Below are 20308 nucleotides of genomic sequence, written 5' to 3'. Positions count from 1 at the left end.
GTTTTTTTTGGCAGTGTTCCGACTGGACCACCGCACTTATAGGTTGCGGTTGGATGGCGTTTTGGAGACAGCTCTACCACGGCGCCTTGCAATCGAGTCGATACGATCATGTACCAGCGAAAATCTGACGCCTACAGGGTGCGTCGTAACCAGTACAGGGATGGTCGCATCCAGTGTCGGTGACGTCGTTTACAGATTTTTTCAGCCCCTTTTCCCCCTCTGCATCGCAAAAAAATGGCGAAAACATGGCGTAAAACGCACACGGCGTTGGTGGGCATGAGTGCGTCGGTGTGAGACGTCGAACGACACCGCAAAAGCCTGATGATGCGGCCATCCCGGCGGATTGCAGCTTGAGCGTAGCAGCTCCGTCACCGGGCGCTTCTGCGCCTGGAGTTGGCACATCCAGGAGTTCGGCAGTAATGGCTATCAGCGTTTTCGACCTGTTCAAAATCGGCATCGGCCCTTCCAGTTCGCACACCGTGGGGCCGATGCGTGCTGCGGCGCTGTTCGTGCAAGGTTTGCGTGAGCAGGGTCTTTTGGAACAAGTGCGGCGTGTTGAAGTTCAGCTCTATGGTTCATTGTCGGCCACCGGCATCGGTCACGGCAGCGACAACGCGGTGATCATGGGCCTGATGGGTGAGTGGCCTGACGCGATCGATCCGTCGCAAATCGGCATCCGCATTGAAACCCTGCGCGAAACCCATACGCTGCTGCTAGACGGCCGATTGTCAGTGCCGTTCATCTGGGCCCGGGACATGCGTCTGATCGACGAAAACCTGTCGTTCCACCCTAACGCCATGACCCTGATCGCCGAAGGCGATGACGGCGAGCTGCATCGCGACACCTACTATTCCATCGGGGGCGGATTTGTCGTCGATGAAGCACAAGCTTCCAGCGGTGTGGTGGATCTGGATCGCACGGTGTTGCCGTACGATTTCTCCAGCGCCGTCGAACTGCTCAGCCTCTGCAAGCAGCACAACCTGCGCGTCGCCGAATTGATGATGGCCAACGAGAAGGTCTGGCGCAGCGAAGAAGAAATCCGCGCAGGGCTGATGAAGCTCTGGCGGGCGATGCAGGATTGCGTCGAGCAAGGCCTCAAGCACGAAGGCATCCTGCCCGGAGGCCTGAACGTGCGCCGTCGTGCGGCCAAATTGCACCGTAGCCTGCAGGAGTTGAACAAGCCCAACGTGATCGGCTCGACGCTGAGCGCGATGGAGTGGGTCAACCTGTTCGCCCTGGCGGTCAACGAAGAAAACGCCGCCGGCGGGCGCATGGTCACGGCGCCGACTAACGGCGCGGCGGGGATCATTCCGGCGGTGTTGCACTACTTCATGAAGTTCAGCGAGGCGGTGACCGACGCCAACGTGGTCGACTATTTCCTCAGTGCCGCAGCGGTAGGGATTCTGTGCAAGAAGAACGCCTCTATTTCCGGTGCGGAAGTCGGTTGCCAGGGCGAAGTCGGTTCGGCTTGCGCCATGGCGGCGGCGGGGTTGGCGGAGATCCTTGGCGCCACGCCGGAGCAATTGTGTAATGCGGCGGAAATCGGTCTGGAGCACAACCTCGGCCTGACCTGCGATCCGGTCGGCGGACTGGTGCAGGTGCCGTGCATCGAGCGCAATGCGATTGCCGCGGTGAAAGCGATCAACGCGGCGCAGATGGCGTTGCGCGGCGATGGTCAGCACTTTATTTCGCTGGACCGGGTGATCCGCACCATGCGTGATACCGGGGCGGATATGCATGACAAATATAAAGAGACATCGCGAGGTGGGTTGGCGGTGAGTGCGGTTGAATGCTGATACCGAGTTGAACCTGTGGCGAGGGAGCTTGCTCCCGCTCGGCTGCGGAGCAGTCGTAAAATCGGCGACTGCGGTGTGCCTGAAAGAGTAGGGTCGCAAGGTTTGGGGCTGCTGACGCAGCCCAGCGGGAGCAAGCTCCCTCGCCACAGGACGGTTTCTGCCACACCAGACCAGTCAAAACTGCGCGCTAAGTGAACACAGAAATTGAAACGCGCCACGTTTTGGCGCGTCGCTTACAGATAAGCCACTTGCAGCAAGTCAGGGATCCAAGTCAGCCCTGACCTTCCGTCCCCTGTGCTTGCGGTGACACTCTTTCCTGAGGCGCCGCAAGCCTGTTCCCACAAGTGCTACCGATTTGCTCACACGCAACGGAGCAGAGCGCTTGCTGCCTTTCCTGCCACTTATAACCCCCACTCGCGACGCGGCTTATATAGACACGCTGCGACGTCGTTTTCAGGAGTTATTGAACGCGCATTCAATTTTAGGCATGGCAATTGCTCTGTCATTACAAAGCCCGTCTCCCATGCGAGAACGATGGCAATAACAAGAGCCTCCGCCTGAGGCCATCACCTGCTTTGTGTGAGGAGATACCGCGATGACGACGTTCAACTCCGGGGCTCAACCCCAGAACCGTGCGCCTCAATCCATCGGCTTTCTGCTGCTGGACAATTTCACGCTTATTTCTCTGGCCTCCGCCGTAGAACCCCTGCGTATGGCCAACCAATTGTCCGGTCGCGAGCTGTATCGCTGGACCACGCTCACCGTCGACGGCGGTCAGGTCTGGGCCAGTGACGGTCTGCAGATCACCCCCGACGCCTCCATGCACAAAGCACCGTCCATGGACACCATCATTGTCTGCGGCGGTATCGGCATTCAGCGCACTGTTACTCGCGAACACGTCTCATGGCTGCAAAGCCAGGCGCGTCAATCCAAGCGCCTCGGTGCCGTCTGCACCGGCAGCTGGGCCCTGGCCTGCGCCGGCCTGCTGGACGGTTTTGATTGCAGCGTTCACTGGGAATGTCTGGCTTCGATGCAGGAAGCCTTCCCGCGCGTGGCCATGAGCACCCGTTTGTTCACCCTCGACCGTAACCGTTTCACCAGCTCCGGCGGCACCGCGCCGCTGGACATGATGCTGCACCTGATCAGCCGCGATCACGGTCGTGAACTGTCGGCCGCGATCTCGGAAATGTTCGTCTACGAGCGCATCCGTAACGAACAGGATCACCAGCGCGTGCCACTCAAGCACATGCTCGGTACCAACCAGCCGAAGTTGCAGGAAATCGTCGCGCTGATGGAAGCCAACCTTGAAGAGCCGATCGACCTCGACGAACTGGCGGTGTACGTCGCCGTGTCCCGTCGCCAGCTCGAGCGGCTGTTCCAGAAATACCTGCACTGCTCGCCGTCGCGTTACTACCTGAAACTGCGTTTGATCCGCGCCCGGCAGTTGCTCAAGCAAACGCCGATGTCGATCATCGAAGTGGCGTCGGTGTGCGGCTTCGTGTCCACGCCGCACTTCTCCAAGTGCTACCGCGAATACTTCGGCATTCCGCCGCGTGACGAACGCGTCGGTTCCAACACCACGCAGCAAGTGGCGATGATGCCGCTGCCGCAAGCATTGGTGCTGTCGCCGTTGTCCGGGCCGTTGTCGGCGTTGAGTCAGGCGCGCAATGAGTCGACGTTCGCCAGCGTTAGGCTCTAAACCATTGTGGCGAGGGGGCTTGCCCCCGTTCGGCTGCGCAGCAGTCGTAAAATCTTGGGGCCGCTGCGCGACCCAACGGGGGCAAGCCCCCTCGCCACAGATCAGGCGCTACGGCTTTGCTGATACTCCGCCAATGCCGGCAGCAGTTGCTTATCAATGGCCTGGCGCACCGCCGGCAGAATGGTCGCGCTGCTGGTGTACATCTGCTTGACCATGGTCCGCAGCGTCATCGCCCGTTCATCGTTCAAGCCCCGCACTGCACACTCGCATGCCTGCTCGGCTGTGGAGCCGTTCGGTACTTGAAACCCCAACGACTTCAGTTGGCCCAACAGGTCTTCCTGGTCAATCAAATCGGCGTGCATCATGACGCAATCCTTCTTCAGGGAACGGTGTCGTGGTTCGATTCTCGTAGGGGCCGTTGGCGTCGGCAAGGACGATTTGTCGCAATGGCCGCAATACCTATGAACAGGTCGTTTTCGGCTAACTTGCGAGAGGGGAGAGTGGGCACACTGGATTCAGCTGGCTTCACGAAGGTTTGGTCACCCTCGCGCAACGGCTCCTCAACAGTACCTTCTGCCCCGATCCTGTCACGGCTTGATCGGGGTTTTTTTTGCCTGTGAATCCGGGATCTTAGTGTTGCCTTTGCGGACGCCTTCGCGGGCAAGCCTCGCTCCTACAGGAGCAATACATAACCTGTAGGAGCGAGGCTTGCCCGCGAAGAACGATGACGCGGTTTAACGCTGTAAAACGAGGATCCGCGACAACAACTCATCCCGATCGACATAGCACCCCTGAAAATGCCGGGCGCCACTGGCAGGATCGAACGCATTGCGGGCATGAAGGGTGCGGCGATTATCGAAGCACCACATCTCACCCGGATTAAGCCGCGTCATCACGCGAAACCGCGCCTCGCGGGTCATGGCAATAAAGCGCCGGTAAGCGCGATACAACGTAGGCATCTCATCCACCGACGCATCAAACGGCCCGCGCAGGAAGTTCGCCATACGGATTTCCGACACCTGCCCCACCGCATCCAGAGCAATGATCGGCGCGAGGCAGCGATAGTCGCTGTGACGGTCCTTGTTGCGAAACTCCACGGGGATTTCGCACAGGGCTTTGAACGACTCGGGATCTTCCTCGCGCAACGCTTGGGCAATCGCAAAACCGTCGACAAAAATACTCTCGCCGCCGTCCGCGTCATTGACCAGGCAATGCAGGAATTGCAGGCCCGGTTGCAACTCCCGGGTCGGCAAATCGCTGTGCAACGGCAGGTTGAAAGCGGTGTAGGCATTGCTGTCGGCATCGGCCTTGGATTGCACGTTGAACAGCACGCCGAAATTGCTCTCGCGGATGAAGGAAATCCGCTGGGCAATCAACTTCAGCGAACCGGGTTCGGTGGGCACGCCGCGGACTTGGCTGAGGCCGATATCACGCACGGCCAGCAGCCACTGCAGCAAGGCGTCGTTGTCGTTCATCAGCGCCTGATAGTCGAACACCGGCAGACGCAAGTCGCTTTTCCACAGCCTGGATTTCGGCTTGCCGGCCCGGCGTTCGGCGCGGGAGTCGTCGTCATAGGCATGGGCCCGCAACCAGCCTGGATCAAAGCGGCTGAGGTGGCCGTCCTGCCACTGGACGCAGAGGCAACCTTCAGTGTCGACGCTCGTCTCTGCGGGTATCAGGTTTTCAGCAACATCGACGATTTCCAGCACTTGCTCACGGGTCACGGTGTAGACGCATTGCGGGCACGGGCAGTTGTCCCGCAGCCATTGATGATGAAAGGGGCTGACACGGTCATCTGCCCACTTCACGAGAACGCGATCCGCCAGGGCCTGCACGCCACTCAGCGCGCTGATCAACGGATAAGTACGAAAGTCGGCAAACGCAGCGGCGGTGTTCATGGCGATCTCCTTGTTATTTTTTTGCGGGTAGAGCGATCACTCGGCCAACGTAGTCGGGGGCAGGCAGGTCGGTTTGTTCGGCAACGATGGCTTGCAGCTTGCCCAGCGTTGCTTCGCTGAACGGCGCGGAACGCAGCCCGGCGAGGTCGACGTGCAGCAGCATTTGTTCGTTGCCCGCCAGTTCCTTGTCATCGCCGACCAGATGCAGGCTGTGATAGAGGTGCAGGCGTTTGCTGTCGTGAGCAATGATCTGGGTGTGTACTTCAACGTCGGCGTCGAGCTTCACTTCGTGCAGGTAATTGAGGTGCAGTTCGAGGGTGAACAGCGAGTTGCCGCTGGCTTCGCGGTTGTTGCTGTCCATGCCCAGACGGTCCATCAGTGCGTCGGTGGCGTAGCTGAAAATCAGCAGGTAGAAGGCGTCGCGCAGGTGGCCGTTGTAGTCGACCCAGTCGGGGATGATTGTGGTTTGGTAGGTAGTCAGTGCGGGCATGTCGTCACATCCGAAAGTGGTTGAAACCTGTAGGAGCAAGGCTTGCCCGCGAAGGCGGTATTCCTGCCGCAAGAAATCCGTCGGATGTACCGGCCTCTTCGCGGGCAAGCCTCGCTCCTACAGATACGGCGGTGGTTAGTCGGCGAACGCCATCCCATGCTTCTCTTTGGTGGTTTTCACCGCTTCAAGCACCGCCAGCAGGCAATCGTCACGATAGCGTTCCAGCGCCGAAATGCTGTGTTTGCCCAGCTGATCGCTGGTGCCATCCACCACATCATCAATCAGCTTGTCGGTCAGCTCCGGCGCCGGCAGATACGTCCACGGCAACTGCAGCGCCGGACCGAACTGCGCCATGAAGTGACGCATCCCCGCATCGCCACCGGCCAGGGTGTAGGTCAAAAAGGTGCCCATGAACGACCAGCGCAGACCCGCGCCAAAACGGATCGCGTCGTCGATTTCACCGGTCGTCGCCACACCGTCGTTCACCAGGTGCAGCGCCTCGCGCCACAGTGCTTCGAGCAAACGGTCGGCGATGAATCCTGGTACTTCCTTGCGCACATGCAGCGGACGCATCCCTAAGGATTCGTAGACTTTCATGGCCGCTTGAACGGCTTCCGGGGCGGTATTTTTGCCGCCGACCACTTCCACCAGGGGCAACAGATAAACCGGGTTGAACGGGTGGCCGACCACGCAGCGTTCCGGGTGGGTCGAGCTCTCGTAGAACTCGCTCGGCAACAGGCCCGAAGTGCTGGAGCCGATCAGTGCATTGGGCTTGGCCGCCGCGCTGATTTTGCTGTGCAGTTCCAGTTTCAGATCGAGGCGTTCCGGGGCGCTTTCCTGAATGAAATCGGCATCGCGAACACACTCTTCAATGGTCGCGACAAAGCGCAGGCGATCCTGCGAAGCGCCGGGTGCCAGGCCTTGCTTCTCCAGCGCGCCCCAGGCATTGGCGACGCGTTTGCGCAGGGCGGCTTCGGCGCCGGGCGCCGGGTCCCAGGCCACCACGTCGAGGCCGTGGGCGAGGGCGCGGGACACCCAGCCGCTGCCGATGACACCGCTGCCCAGGGCGGCGAAGGTTTTGATATCAGTGATAAAGCTCATGGCGACGTCCTAAAAGAATTCGGTGATCCCTGTAGGAGCGAGCTTGCTCGCGATGGTATTCCAGGCGCATAGGGGCGTCGGCTGTACCTTTTTCGCGAGCAAGCTCGCTCCTACAGGGTTTGGTGACACGATCAGCCGCGCTTGGTCAGGCCCATTTTTGTCCGGCCTTCCGCCGGCGTCAGAACCCGGGCGCCGAGGCGGCTGAGGATTTCCGAGGCGCGCTCGACCAGTTGGCCGTTGGTTGCCAGCACGCCCTTGTCCAGCCAGATGTTGTCTTCCAGACCGACCCGCACGTTGCCGCCGAGCAGCACCGCTTGTGCCGCCATCGGCATCTGCATGCGACCGATGCCGAAACCGGCCCACACGGCATTCGCTGGCAGGTTGTCGACCATGGCTTTCATGGTGGTGGTATCAGCCGGCGCGCCCCACGGGATGCCCAGGCACAGCTGGAACAGCGGGTCGTCGAGCAAGCCTTCCTTGATCAACTGTTTGGCGAACCACAGGTGACCGGTGTCGAAAATTTCCAGCTCGGCCTTCACGCCCAGCTCTTGAATGCGTTTGGCGCCAGCTCGCAGTTGCGCCGGAGTGGACACGTAAATGGTGTCGCCGTCGCCGAAGTTCAGGGTGCCGCAATCGAGGGTGCAGATTTCCGGCAGCAGTTCTTCGACGTGGGCCAGTCGGGTCAGCGGGCCGACCAGGTCGGTGTTCGGGCCGAACTCCATCGGGTTCTCGCCGGCGCCGATTTCCAGATCGCCGCCCATGCCGGCGGTGAGGTTGACGATGATGTCGACGTCGGCCTCGCGAATGCGCTCCATCACTTCGCGATACAGCGCCACGTCACGGCTGAATTTGCCGGTTTCCGGGTTGCGCACGTGGCAGTGGACGACCGTGGCGCCCGCTTTTGCTGCTTCTACTGCGGCGGCGGCGATTTGTTTCGGGGTGACCGGCACGTGTGGGCTTTTGCTGGTCGTGTCGCCAGCACCGGTAAGTGCGCAGGTGATGATGACGTCGTGGTTCATGAGGGGGTTCCTTGCAGGCGTGGTGGTGCCGTTCGCAGCCCGGTCGGGCTGCGAATCGGTGGTTTGATTCATAAAAAGTGAGCGGGTTATTTGCTGGTCAGTTTCAGGTTGTCAGCCGCCGGTTTGCCATCGAAGGTGGTGACGCCTTCGAGCCAACGTTGCTTGTCTTGCGGGTGATCTTTCAGCCATTGCTTGGCCGATTCGAACGCGTCCTTGTGATCCAGCAGCGGCTGCATCATCCGGCTCTCGTCTTCGGCGGTGTAGGTCAGGTTGCTGAGCAACTTGCCGATGTTCGGGCACTGCTGCGCGTAGTTCGGCGCGGTGACGGTCCAGACCGTGGCCATACCCTCGTTCGGGCCCAGCGCGTCGTCGCTGCCGGTGAGGTAAGTCATCTGCACGTTGACGTTCATCGGGTGCGGCGCCCAGCCGAAGAACACCACGGCTTCCTTGCGGCGTACGGCGCGATCCACCGCCGCGAGCATGCCGGCCTCGCTGGACTCGACCAACTGGAACTTGCCGAGGCCAAACTGGTTCTTGGCGATCATCGCCTTGATCTGGGTGTTGGCGCCCGAGCCGGGCTCGATGCCGTAGATTTTGCCGCCCAGTTCTTTCTCGAATTTGGCGATGTCGGCAAAGGTTTTCAGGCCCTTGTCGGCGAGATAAGTCGGTACGGCGAGGGTGGCGCGAGCGTCTTTCAGGCTTGGCGCTTCAAGGACCTTGACCTGATTGGCGTCGACGAAAGGCGTGATGGTTTGCGTCATCAGCGGGTTCCAGTAGCCCAGGAACAAATCCAGGCGCTGGTCGCGGATCCCGGCGAAGATGATTTGCTGGGACGCGCTGGTTTGTTTGGTGTTGTAGCCGAGGCCGTCGAGCAATACTTGGGTCATGGCGCTGGTGGCGATGACGTCGGTCCAGTTCACTACGCCCATGCGCACGTTCTGGCACGACGCAGGTTCGGCGGCCATGACGCTGGAGCTCAGGAAAGCGGTACCGCTGAGTGCAAGAACACAGCTGCTGATCAGTCGTTTCATCTCAGGTTTCCTCGGCAGTTCGTTATTGTGGGTCCGGTCGTCTGCATCCGGTCTTGCGGATAGCGCTCATATTTTGGCGAGTGGCTGTTGTCCTCAGGCAAGGCGCCGCGACGAGTCATAGCCCGCTATGACGAGGAGCGGCAACGCAGCTTGAGGGCAACAGACGCCGCAAAAATTGAGCAGCTATCCGCAAGACCGGATGCGCCGTGCGCCGGTGATGCCAAGTTACGCAGCTAAGCGCCCATGAAAGCGCACAGCGGCGACAAGCTCTTGCACTGCAGCGACCTGTCCTCTTGAATGCCGCGTGCAAGTGGCGTATCAACATCACACGCTACCCGCCAACCGAGTGCGCTCCATGTCCCAGGATTTCTACTTCATGTTGATGCCGGGTTTCTCGGCCATCGGTTTTATCTCGGCGATCGAGCCGCTGCGGGTTGCCAATCGCTTTCGCGGCGAGCTGTATCGCTGGCATGTGCTGAGCGCTGACGGCGGGGCGGTGCTGGCCAGCAACGGCATGTCGGTGAACGCCGACGCGGCGCTGGAACCGCTGAAGAAAGGCGCGACGCTGTTGGTGGTCGCCGGCTTCGAACCGCTGAAATTCGCCACCCCGGCGCTGGAACACTGGCTGCGTCGACTGGACAACGAAGGCGTGACCCTCGGCGCCATCGACACCGGCAGCTTTGTCCTCGCCGAAGCCGGCCTGCTCGACGGCCATCGGATAACCCTGCACTGGGAAGCCATCGACGCCTTCAAGGAGTCTTATCCACAGCTCAGCGTCACCCAGGAACTGTTCGAGATAGATCGTCGACGCATCACCTCAGCCGGCGGCACGGCCTCCATCGACCTGATGCTCGACCTCATCGCCCAGGCCCACGGCCCGGAACTGGCGATCCAGGTCAGCGAACAATTCGTACTCGGCCGCATCCGCCCGCGCAAAGACCACCAACGCATGGAAGTCGCCACGCGGTATGGCATCAGCAACAAGAAGCTCGTTCACGTTATTGGCGAGATGGAACAGCACAGTGAGCCGCCGCTGACCACGCTGGAATTGTCTGAGTCGATCAAGGTGACGCGGCGGCAGCTGGAACGGTTGTTTCGGTTGCACCTGAACGACACGCCGAGCAATTTTTATCTGCGATTAAGGCTGGAGAAGGCGCGGCAGTTGTTGCGGCAGACGGACATGAGCGTGCTGGAAGTGAGTATTGCGTGCGGGTTTGAATCGCCGTCGTATTTCACCCGGAGTTATCGGGCGCGGTTTGAGCGGTGCCCGCGGGAGGATCGACGGCGGTTGAGTGACGGGCGAGAACTGGTCTGAGTCAAACGCAAAACCAAATGTGGGAGCGAGCCTGCTCGCGAAAGCGGTAGAACCATCAACATCGATGTTGAATGTCAGTCCGCCTTCGCGAGCAGGCTCGCTCCCACATTTTGATCTGCTTTCGCTTTTACTTCTTCATCAGGGCGGAGCAAGCCGCCTTGTAAGCCTCATGCTGATACTTGTTCAGCGTCCCCGGCAGCTCAAAATCAAACTTCTTGTTCTGCGCATTGATCGTCTGCGGCGAAAGCAACGTCACCTCGCAACTCTCCAGCAACTGAAAAACCCCTTCGATCTTGAACGTCGTCGGCCCACCGGCGAACTCGCCTTTCTTGCTGCGCTTCTTGATCGCGATCCGGTCGATGGAATTCTCACGCACGAACGACGCGACCTGAGCGGCAAAGACTTTGACGTTCGCGGCTTCGTCATCATCATCGAGGGCGATTTTCTTGGTGTTCAGCGCGACGTGGCTCAAGGCCTGACCGTCGAGGGAGGCCACGGCGATGATCGCTTCGCTGCCTTTGATTTCGATGCCGCAGATTTTCATTTTCAATCCTTCCCCGAATGGTGATGTGCAGCTTACAGCTTAAGTTGATCCGCCCCGACGCAAAAAGCCCCGATGATTTTCCGCGGCGTTCGACCGGGTGAGGTCGGTAGAAAAAGAACTAAATATAAAAGATAATATATTGTCTTATAAAAATAAATTAATTCAATAAAAGACTATATGATGTCTATTATAGCTACTTGTCATGTTGCGCTGCTACACTTGCTAACACTCCAAATGAGGTCGGCTCATGGCCCTAACCCATATCCTTTACTCCCCCGGAGAGATCGCTTTACAGATCGCCGGAAATGCCAAACGGCTGAGGCTCAGCAAAAACCTTTCGCGGCGCTCGCTCGCGCAAAAATCCGGTGTCCCTGAGTCGAATATCAAGCGCTTTGAAACGACGGGCAAGATCTCTCTGGATGGCTTGTTGCTGATTGCAAGCTGCCTCGGAGCGGAGGAACCGTTGACAAATTTGTTCGCCTCGACTCAATCGCTGACGCTTCAAGAACTGAAAAACTACGAAAGGGCTCGTGGCCGACAATGAAATCCATCAACGCACTCAGCGTCATGCTTCAAGGATCACGGGTCGGTGAACTGGTCGTGATTCCTCGTCAGGGTATGTACTTTTCATATGATCCGGGCTGGTTAGCGAAAGGATTCAACCTTGCGCCGTTTCATATGGATTTCTCGGTCAAACCCCAGAAGGCGGCTGATCCGTTGCTGTTCGACGGCCTGCACGGTGCCTTCAGCGATTCGTTGCCCGATGGCTGGGGATTGTTGCTCATGGACCGGTTTTTTCGCAGTCAGTTGGGCGTCGAGCGCCACGCAATCGGCCCGCTGGATCGTCTGGCATATATGGGTAATCGCAGCATGGGCGCGCTTGAATACGTGCCGATGTTCGAAACCGTTGAAGGAGACGAAGACCTCGATCTGGCTGATCTCTACGAGGCTTCACAAACGATACTTTCAGGTAGCACTGGCGAGGTCATCAATTCTCTGCGACTGGCGGGCGGCTCCCCCGGTGGTGCCCGACCCAAAGTGGTGATTGGCCTTTCGCCGGACAAGCATCGCGCTATTTCGTCATTCGGTGAAATGCCCAAGGGATATGAGCACTGGTTGATCAAATTTCGTTGCGAGGAGGAGCATCGAGATAGCGGCGCTATTGAGCAGGCTTACGCTCTGACGGCTCGCCGCGCAGGGGTCGAAATTTCCGAGTCGAAACTGTTTCAGGTAGAAACCACCAAGGGCACAGAGCAATTCTTCGCCACGAAACGCTTCGATCGGGAAGAAGATACCAAGCGCCACATGCTCACCGCTGCGGCGATTCTATATGCCGACTTCCGTACGCCAAGCCTCGATTACAGTGATTTGCTGCGAGCGACCTGGGCAATGACCAAGGATGCGGCCGAGGTCGAGAAAATGGCCCGGTTGATGGTTTTCAACGCCCTCGCTCATAACCACGACGATCATGCGAAGAACTTCTCGTTTTTTGGCAGCAAGGATGGCTGGAAAATGGCGCCGGCCTACGACCTGACCTTTTCCAGTACCACAGGGCGCGGCATCGAGCACACCACAGCATTCGCGGGAAGAGGTAAACCCACACGCAAGGCTCTGATTGACGTGTGCAAACCTTTCAGTTTCCTTGAGCCCGTACGGTACATCGAACAAACGCTGGATGCTTTTTCCGAGTGGAATATTTGTTGCGCCGATCTGGAAATTGATAAAACGGCGAGCAAAAAACTGCTGACCGTTCTTGAGTCAGTGTGGCAGGTCCTCTAACGTCTTATTCCTGCCCAATCGACTCCAAAAACTCCGACCGCTCATCACTCATCCGCGCCACGCAATCATTTTGCGCAATGGTGAACGCCTTGCTGCCACTGGTCGCCGGAAACGCTTCAACGGCGCAATCCGCATCCCGGGTCTTCAGCCAATGCTGCTGGGCCGCCTTGATTTTGGCGGTGATGTCGGCCAGTTGCGTCGGGCTCTTGCCGTAGAGCGACTGCATACGTTCGATCAGGCTCTGGTAGTTGTCCTTGAGCAGATCTTCGGCGGTGGTTCGGCTGTAGACCGAGCATTCCAGGGTCTGGACGTCGTTTTCGACCGCATCGCAGGGGTTGGTGTCGGACTCTTCGGCCGCCTGTACGCCGGTCGCTATTAGTGCCAAAGCCAGGAAGATCGATTTCATTGCTTTACCCCAAATTCCGTAATGCCGCGAATTCTGGCCCATGCGAAAGCCCTTGAACAGGTGGCCTGCGACGTTCAACGACGACCCTTTGTCGCGGATTGACGCTTTCGGCAAACCCTCTGTCGTTTTTGCACCCGGCTGCACCGGTCCTCAGGCATATGCTGGCCCCAAAGCGCCGGCACACGATTCGGCGCATGAATCGCTAATAGGGGACAGCCTGATGAGCCCAGCCGAATTGCACGCCGACAGCATCGTTATCGACGGGCTGATTATTGCCAAGTGGAACCGCGAGCTGTTTGAAGACATGCGCAAGGGCGGTCTGACCGCGGCCAACTGCACCGTGTCGGTGTGGGAGGGCTTTCAGGCCACCGTCAACAACATCGCCGCCAGCCAGAAGCTGATCCGCGAGAACAGCGACCTGGTGATTCCAGTACGCACCACTGCCGACATCCGTAAAGCCAAGGAACAGGGCAAGACCGGCATCCTCTTTGGCTTCCAGAATGCTCACGCCTTTGAAGACCAGATCGGCTATGTCGAGGTGTTCAAGCAGCTCGGCGTCGGTATCGTGCAGATGTGCTACAACACCCAGAACCTGGTCGGCACCGGCTGCTACGAGCGCGATGGCGGCCTGTCGGGCTTCGGTCGCGAAATCGTTGCCGAGATGAACCGCGTTGGCGTCATGTGTGACCTGTCCCACGTCGGTTCGAAAACTTCCGAAGAAGTGATCCTCGAATCCAAGAAGCCGGTCTGCTACTCCCACTGCCTGCCGTCGGGCCTGAAAATTCACCCGCGCAACAAATCCGATGAAGAACTGAAGTTCATCGCCGATCACGGCGGTTTCGTCGGCGTGACCATGTTCGCGCCGTTCCTGGCCAAGGGCATCGATTCGACCATCGACGACTACGCCGAAGCCATCGAATACACCATGAACATCGTCGGCGAAGACGCTATCGGTATCGGCACCGACTTCACCCAGGGCCATGGCCAGGACTTCTTCGAATACCTGACCCATGACAAGGGCTACGCCCGCCGTCTGACCAGCTTCGGCAAGATCATCAACCCGCTGGGCATCCGCACCGTCGGCGAGTTCCCGAACCTGACCGAAACCCTGCTCAAACGCGGCCATTCCGAGCGCGTGGTGCGCAAGATCATGGGCGAGAACTGGGTCAACGTCCTCAAGGACGTCTGGGGCGAGTAAGCCGCCGCATCTCTGAATCCTTTCCCCCGGCCGTCCGTGCCGGGGGAAACACCAAAATTTTTCTGGAGTTAAGTTTCCATGGCCAAGATCGCCCCGCAATTGCCAATCGAAGTCGACAGCGAAACCGGTGTCTGGACCTCCGACGCCCTGCCGATGCTGTACGTGCCGCGCCATTTCTTCGTCAACAACCACATGGGCATCGAGGAAGTGCTGGGCGCCGAAGCCTACGCGGAGATCCTGTACAAGGCCGGCTACAAATCCGCCTGGCACTGGTGTGAAAAAGAAGCTGAATGCCACGGCCTGGGAGGCGTCGCGGTGTTCGAGCACTACATGAAACGCCTGTCGCAACGCGGCTGGGGCCTGTTCAAGATCCAGGACATCGACCTCGACAAAGGCACCGCCAGCGTCAAGCTCGAACACTCGGCGTTCGTCTACGTGTACGGCAAGGTCGGGCGCAAGGTCGACTACATGTTCACTGGCTGGTTTGCCGGTGCCATGGACCAGATTCTGCAGGCCCGCGGCAGCAAGATTCGCACGGTTGCCGAGCAAGTCTACGGTGGCTCCGAAGAAGGCCACGACGACGGTTTGTTCACCGTCAAGCCGTTGTAAGTCGAGGACCCCGCCATGGCTTTCGAAGCAATGTTCCAGCCGATCCAGATCGGCAAACTGACCATCCGTAACCGCGTGCTCAGCACCGCGCACGCCGAGGTCTACGCGACCGACGGCGGCATGACCACCGACCGGTACGTCAAGTATTACGAAGAGAAAGCCAAGGGCGGGATCGGCCTTGCGATTTGCGGCGGTTCCTCCAGCGTGGCCATCGACAGCCCGCAAGGCTGGTGGAAATCGGTCAACCTGGCCGACGACCGGATCATCCCGCACTTCCAGAACCTGGCCGATGCCATGCACAAGCATGGCGCCAAGATCATGATCCAGATTACCCACATGGGCCGTCGTTCCCGTTGGGACGGCGAGCATTGGCCAACCCTGCTGTCGCCGTCGGGCATCCGTGAACCGGTGCACCGCGCGACTTGCAAAACCATCGAGCCGGAAGAAATCTGGCGGGTGATCGGCAACTACGCCAGCGCGGCTGCGCGGGCCAAGGCCGGTGGCCTCGACGGCGTCGAACTGTCCGCCGTGCACCAGCACATGATCGACCAGTTCTGGAGCCCGCGAGTCAACAAGCGTACTGACGAATGGGGCGGCAGCTTCGAGAATCGCATGCGTTTCGGCCTGGAAGTGATCAAGGCTGTGCGGGCCGAAGTCGGCCCGGATTTCTGCGTCGGCATCCGTCTGTGCGGTGATGAATTCCACCCGGACGGCTTGTCCCACGAGGACATGAAGCAGATCGCCAAGTATTACGACGACACCGGCATGATCGACTTCATCGGCGTGGTCGGCTCGGGTTGCGACACCCACAACACCCTGGCCAACGTTATTCCGAATATGAGTTATCCACCGGAGCCGTTCCTGCACCTGGCTGCCGGTATCAAAGAAGTGGTGAAGGCCCCGGTTCTGCACGCGCAGAACATCAAGGACCCGAACCAGGCGACCCGTATTCTGGAAGGCGGCTATGTCGACATGGTCGGCATGACCCGCGCCCACATCGCCGACCCGCACCTGATCGCCAAGATCAAAATGGGTCAGGTCGACCAGATCAAGCAATGCGTCGGTGCCAACTACTGCATCGACCGTCAGTACCAGGGCCTGGACGTCTTGTGCATCCAGAACGCCGCGACCTCCCGTGAATACATGGGTGTGCCGCACATCATCGAGAAATCGACCGGTGTGAAACGCAAAGTCGTGGTGGTCGGTGCCGGTCCTGCCGGGATGGAAGCGGCTCGCGTGTCCGCCGAACGTGGCCACGACGTGACCCTGTTCGAGAAGAAAGAATTCATCGGCGGGCAGATCACCACGGCCTCGAAAGCCCCGCAACGGGACCAGATCGCTGGTATCACTCGCTGGTTCCAGTTGGAGCTGGCGCGTTTGAAAGTCGACCTGCGCCTGGGTGTGGCAGCCGATGCGGCGACCATTCTCGACCTGCGTCCGGACGTTGTAGTGCTTGCTGTCGGCGGTCATCCATTCCTCGAGCAAAACGAACATTGGGGCGCAGCTGAAGGCCTGGTGGTCAGCAGCTGGGACATCCTCGACGGCAAGGTCGCACCGGGCAAGAACGTGCTGGTCTACGACACCATTTGCGAGTTCACCGGGATGTCGACCGCCGACTTCCTCGCCGACAAGGGCAGCCAGGTCGAGATCGTTACCGACGACATCAAGCCGGGCGTAGCGATTGGCGGTACCTCGTTCCCGACGTACTACCGCAGCATGTACCCGAAAGAAGTGATCATGACCGGGGACATGATGCTGGAGAAGGTCTACCGCGAAGGCGACAAGCTGGTGGCGGTGCTGGAAAACGAATACACCGGCGCCAAAGAGGAGCGGGTGGTGGACCAGGTCGTCGTCGAAAACGGCGTGCGTCCGGACGAAGAAATCTACTACGCCATGAAGGAAGGCTCGCGCAACAAAGGCCAGATGGACATTGAAGCCCTGTTCGCGATCAAGCCTCAGCCTTCGCTGAGCCAGGCGGGCGACGGCTACTTGCTGTTCCGCATCGGCGACTGCGTGGCGCAGCGCAACACCCACGCGGCGATCTACGACGCGCTGCGGTTGTGCAAGGATTTCTAAGAGCTTGTGGATAACCCGTAGGAGCAAGGCTTGCCCGCGATAGCGTTGGAACATCCGATGCATCTTTGGCGGTAGAAATACCGCCATCGCGAGCAAGCTCTGCTCCTACAGGGATTCGAGCAAGGCATCCAGGTAGTTTGGCCTGCAAGACCCCGAGGTCTTTGGGAGCTCCACCATGTTGAACACCCTTCTTCCAATCCTGTTGTTCGCTGCCCTGGGCCTTGCGGTTCTGGGCGCGTTGCGGCGGGTGGCTATGTGGCGCCGGGGCCGGGCTTCGAAAGTCGACCTGATCGGCGGCCTGTTCGCCATGCCCAAGCGCTACATGGTCGACTTGCACCACGTCGTCGCGCGGGACAAATACATCGCCAACACCCACGTCGCTACGGCTGGCGGTGCGGTGGCGTCCGCTGTGCTCGCGATTCTGGTGCACGGATTTGGCCTGCATAACTGCTTCCTCGGTTATGCACTGTTGCTGATGACGGCGGTGATGTTCGTCGGTGCAATCTTTGTGTACCTGCGTCGGCGCAACCCACCGGCCCGTTTGTCCAAGGGCCCGTGGATGCGTTTGCCGAAAAGCTTGCTGGCGTTTTCGGCGTCGTTCTTCCTGGTGACCCTGCCGGTGGCAGGCATCCTGCCGGAAAACTTCGGTGGTTGGCTGGTGGCAGCGATCCTCGGGATCGGCGTGGTCTGGGGCGTCTCGGAATTGTTCTTCGGCATGACCTGGGGCGGCCCGATGAAGCACGCCTTCGCCGGTGCGCTGCACCTGGCCTGGCACCGCCGCGCCGAACGTTTTGGCGGTGGTCGTTCCACCGGTTTGAAGCCGCTGGACCTCAACGATCCAAACGCACCGCTGGGCGTGGAAAAACCCAAGGATTTCACCTGGAACCAACTGCTCGGTTTCGACGCCTGCGTGCAGTGCGGCAAGTGCGAAGCTGCATGTCCGGCGTTCGCCGCCGGCCAGCCGCTGAACCCGAAAAAACTGATTCAGGACATGGTCGTCGGCCTCGCCGGTGGCACCGACGCCAAGTTCGCCGGCAGCCCGTATCCGGGCAAAGCCATCGGCGAACACGCGGGTAATCCGCATCAACCGATCGTCAACGGTCTGGTGGACGCTGAAACCTTGTGGTCCTGCACCACTTGCCGTGCCTGCGTCGAGGAATGCCCGATGATGATCGAGCACGTCGATGCCATCGTCGACATGCGCCGCCATCTGACCCTGGAAAAAGGCGCGACCCCGAACAAGGGCGCCGAAGTCCTCGAAAACCTGATCGCCACCGACAACCCGGGCGGCTTTGCCCCAGGCGGGCGGATGAACTGGGCGGCGGACCTGAATCTCAACCTGCTCAGCGAAAAGAAATCCGTCGACGTGCTGTTCTGGGTCGGCGACGGTGCCTTCGACATGCGCAACCAGCGCACCTTGCGCGCCTTCGTCAAAGTGCTGAAAGCGGCCAAGGTCGACTTCGCGGTACTGGGCCTCGAAGAGCGCGACAGCGGTGACGTGGCCCGACGTCTGGGCGACGAAGCAACCTTCCAGTTGTTGGCCAAACGCAACATCCAGACCCTGGCCAAATACAGCTTCAACCGCATCGTCACCTGCGACCCGCACAGCTTCCACGTGCTGAAAAACGAGTACGGCGCCTTCGACGGCAACTACCTCGTGCAGCACCACAGCACCTACATGTCGGAAATCATTAGTGCTGGCGCACTCAATCTCGGCCAGCACAAAGGCAGCAGCGTGACCTATCACGACCCGTGCTACCTCGGTCGCTACAACGGCGAATACGAGGCGCCGCGTGAGGTGCTGCGCGCCCTCGGGATTGAAGTGAAAGAGATGCAACGCTCCGGTTTCCGTTCGCGCTGCTGCGGCGGCGGCGGCGGCGCGCCAATCACCGACATTCCGGGCAAGCAACGCATTCCCGACATGCGCATGGAAGACATCCGCGAAACCGGCGCCGAACTGGTGGCCGTGGGTTGCCCACAATGCACCGCGATGCTCGAAGGCGTGGTCGAACCACGTCCGTTGATCAAGGACATCGCCGAACTGGTGGCGGACGCGTTGCTCGAAGACGCAGCCCCAAGCAAACCGACCACACCGGCCCAACGTGAACCTGCGGAGGCCCACTGATGAGCGACATTATCCGCCGTGACCCCCGCGCCGAATGGATTGCCCGTAACCGCTTGCACCCGCTGCATGTGGCCATGCAACCGGCGCAACACAGCTGGATGGGGCCGAACGGCGTCATCCGCAAAAATCCCCATGGCATCGGTTTCATCGGCCCGAACGGCATTAAACGGATCGACCGCAGTGGGGCTCAGCAGGGCGGGGCGACCAAACGCTCGGCCGCCGTTGAAGTGCAATTGCCGTTGCATCAAGTGCCTGCACCGGCGTTCTACATCAGCGTGGTGCCGGACATGGTCGGCGGCCGCTTGAGCAGCCACGACCGCGACTTGCTCGGTCTGGCGCATCAATTGGCCGGCAAGGACGGCGCGGTATTGGCCGTGGTCTTCGGCGAACATAAAGAAAACGCCTTTGCCACCGCTGGCGTCGATCGCTTGCTGGTGCTGGATGGCGAAGAATTCAGCGGTTATGCACCGGAACAACGGGTCCAGGGCCTGCGGGCTGTGGATAACCAGTTCAGCCCGCGTCATTGGTTGCTGCCCGATAGCCGCAGTGGTGGCGGGGAACTGGGTCGACGCTTTGCCGCCGCACTGGGTGAGCGCCCGGCCACACGGGTCTGGCAGGTCAAGGATCAGGAATGCATCGGCCGTGCCGGCGCTGGCTTGCAAGACCTTGCGCGCCCGGTTGCACGCTTGATCCTGGCTGCCGTCGAATGTGCCGAACCGGTCAGCGAAACCCGACACGAAGCCTTGCCGGTGGAGTTATCCACAACCGTGGCGCGCAGCTTGTCGCGGATCGAGGATCTGGGCGCGGTGGCCGTGGACCCGGCGGCGATTCCGATGGCCGAAGCCGAGTTCATCTTCTCCGGCGGCAACGGGGTCAAGGACTGGGGACTTTTCCACAGGACTGCCGAAGCACTCGGCGCCACCGAAGGCGCGTCCCGAGTGGCAGTGGACGACGGCTTCATGGCGCGTGATCGGCAGGTCGGTGCGTCCGGCACCTGGGTCACCGCAAGGGTCTACGTGGCGGTGGGGATTTCCGGGGCGATCCAGCACCTGCAAGGCATCGGTGCCTGCGACAAGGTGGTGGCGATCAACCTCGACCCTGGCTGCGACATGATCAAACGGGCCGACCTGTCGGTGATCGGCGAGAGCGCCGAGATTCTTCAAGCCTTGATCGCGGCGGTAGAGGCTTACCGCAACGAAGCCAAGCGCGATGCGGCTTAAGG

The 20308-nt window shown here is 60.0% G+C and carries 18 protein-coding genes; 10 read left to right on the top strand and 8 right to left on the bottom strand.

Annotation, left to right across the window (positions count from 1 at the left end; genetic code table 11):
• Window positions 1-419 precede the first annotated feature (419 nt).
• Window positions 420-1796 carry an L-serine ammonia-lyase gene (locus ACA066_RS26905; RefSeq protein ID WP_497697280.1) on the top strand — a complete coding sequence of 459 codons (1377 nt, stop codon included), beginning with the start codon at window positions 420-422 and terminating at the stop codon, window positions 1794-1796.
• A 595-nt stretch (window positions 1797-2391) separates the two neighbouring features.
• On the top strand, window positions 2392-3495 hold the full coding sequence (gbdR, locus tag ACA066_RS26900) for a choline metabolism transcriptional regulator GbdR (protein WP_008033265.1): 1104 nt from the start codon (window positions 2392-2394) through the stop codon (window positions 3493-3495).
• A gap of 101 nt (window positions 3496-3596) precedes the next feature.
• Here the strand turns inward: gbdR and ACA066_RS26895 are convergent, their stop codons facing one another.
• The 6 genes from ACA066_RS26895 to ACA066_RS26870 all read right to left on the bottom strand — a co-directional run bounded on the left by ACA066_RS26895 (window position 3597) and on the right by ACA066_RS26870 (window position 9034).
• Complete coding sequence (locus tag ACA066_RS26895) at window positions 3597-3860, bottom strand: hypothetical protein (RefSeq protein ID WP_017341203.1); 264 nt, start codon at window positions 3858-3860, stop codon at window positions 3597-3599.
• A 369-nt stretch (window positions 3861-4229) separates the two neighbouring features.
• Window positions 4230-5393 carry a gamma-butyrobetaine dioxygenase gene (locus ACA066_RS26890; protein WP_497697279.1) on the bottom strand — a complete coding sequence of 388 codons (1164 nt, stop codon included), beginning with the start codon at window positions 5391-5393 and terminating at the stop codon, window positions 4230-4232.
• A 13-nt stretch (window positions 5394-5406) separates the two neighbouring features.
• Window positions 5407-5883 (bottom strand): thioesterase family protein, encoded by a 477-nt coding sequence (locus ACA066_RS26885; protein WP_497697278.1) that lies wholly within the window; start codon window positions 5881-5883, stop codon window positions 5407-5409.
• 135 nt (window positions 5884-6018) lie between these two features.
• Entirely contained in the window at window positions 6019-6984 is a 966-nt protein-coding gene (locus ACA066_RS26880; RefSeq protein WP_497331471.1) for an L-carnitine dehydrogenase, read from the bottom strand.
• Window positions 6985-7115: 131 nt separating this feature from the next.
• Window positions 7116-8003 (bottom strand): 3-dehydrocarnitine:acetyl-CoA trimethylamine transferase CdhC, encoded by an 888-nt coding sequence (gene cdhC, locus ACA066_RS26875; protein WP_497697277.1) that lies wholly within the window; start codon window positions 8001-8003, stop codon window positions 7116-7118.
• Window positions 8004-8089: 86 nt separating this feature from the next.
• Window positions 8090-9034, bottom strand: a complete 945-nt coding sequence (locus tag ACA066_RS26870) for a choline ABC transporter substrate-binding protein (protein ID WP_497697276.1) — start codon at window positions 9032-9034, stop codon at window positions 8090-8092.
• A gap of 355 nt (window positions 9035-9389) precedes the next feature.
• Between ACA066_RS26870 and ACA066_RS26865 the strand changes: the two genes are divergently transcribed.
• The gene (locus ACA066_RS26865) at window positions 9390-10349 is read left to right on the top strand and encodes a GlxA family transcriptional regulator (protein WP_497697275.1); all 960 of its coding nucleotides are present in this window, start codon (window positions 9390-9392) and stop codon (window positions 10347-10349) included.
• Between the two features lie 127 nt (window positions 10350-10476).
• Here ACA066_RS26865 and ACA066_RS26860 read toward each other — a convergent pair whose 3' ends face one another.
• On the bottom strand, window positions 10477-10893 hold the full coding sequence (locus ACA066_RS26860) for a DUF3010 family protein (RefSeq protein ID WP_497697274.1): 417 nt from the start codon (window positions 10891-10893) through the stop codon (window positions 10477-10479).
• Between the two features lie 247 nt (window positions 10894-11140).
• Between ACA066_RS26860 and ACA066_RS26855 the strand changes: the two genes are divergently transcribed.
• Complete coding sequence (locus ACA066_RS26855; protein WP_497697273.1) at window positions 11141-11437, top strand: helix-turn-helix domain-containing protein; 297 nt, start codon at window positions 11141-11143, stop codon at window positions 11435-11437.
• Complete coding sequence (locus ACA066_RS26850; protein ID WP_497697272.1) at window positions 11434-12672, top strand: type II toxin-antitoxin system HipA family toxin; 1239 nt, start codon at window positions 11434-11436, stop codon at window positions 12670-12672. Before ACA066_RS26855 ends, ACA066_RS26850 begins: the two co-directional genes overlap by 4 nt.
• Window positions 12673-12676: 4 nt before the next feature.
• Here the strand turns inward: ACA066_RS26850 and ACA066_RS26845 are convergent, their stop codons facing one another.
• Entirely contained in the window at window positions 12677-13078 is a 402-nt protein-coding gene (locus ACA066_RS26845) for a lysozyme inhibitor LprI family protein (RefSeq protein WP_497697271.1), read from the bottom strand.
• Between the two features lie 220 nt (window positions 13079-13298).
• Between ACA066_RS26845 and ACA066_RS26840 the strand changes: the two genes are divergently transcribed.
• From ACA066_RS26840 to etfA, 5 genes are all read left to right on the top strand, one after another.
• Window positions 13299-14276 (top strand): dipeptidase, encoded by a 978-nt coding sequence (locus ACA066_RS26840; protein ID WP_008033250.1) that lies wholly within the window; start codon window positions 13299-13301, stop codon window positions 14274-14276.
• A 78-nt stretch (window positions 14277-14354) separates the two neighbouring features.
• Complete coding sequence (locus ACA066_RS26835) at window positions 14355-14885, top strand: DUF5943 domain-containing protein (RefSeq protein ID WP_497697270.1); 531 nt, start codon at window positions 14355-14357, stop codon at window positions 14883-14885.
• Window positions 14886-14900: 15 nt separating this feature from the next.
• Entirely contained in the window at window positions 14901-16961 is a 2061-nt protein-coding gene (gene dgcA / locus ACA066_RS26830; protein WP_008151900.1) for a dimethylglycine demethylation protein DgcA, read from the top strand.
• A 175-nt stretch (window positions 16962-17136) separates the two neighbouring features.
• Window positions 17137-19086 carry a dimethylglycine demethylation protein DgcB gene (gene dgcB, locus ACA066_RS26825; protein ID WP_497697269.1) on the top strand — a complete coding sequence of 650 codons (1950 nt, stop codon included), beginning with the start codon at window positions 17137-17139 and terminating at the stop codon, window positions 19084-19086.
• Window positions 19086-20306, top strand: a complete 1221-nt coding sequence (gene etfA / locus ACA066_RS26820; protein WP_497697268.1) for an electron transfer flavoprotein subunit alpha — start codon at window positions 19086-19088, stop codon at window positions 20304-20306. Before dgcB ends, etfA begins: the two co-directional genes overlap by 1 nt.
• The last annotated feature ends 2 nt before the right edge of the window (window positions 20307-20308 follow it).

This window comes from Pseudomonas sp. LBUM1651 (genome assembly GCF_059716135.1).
The sequence above is the reverse complement of the archived record's forward strand: the minus strand, read 5'-3'. Positions and strand labels throughout refer to the sequence as shown.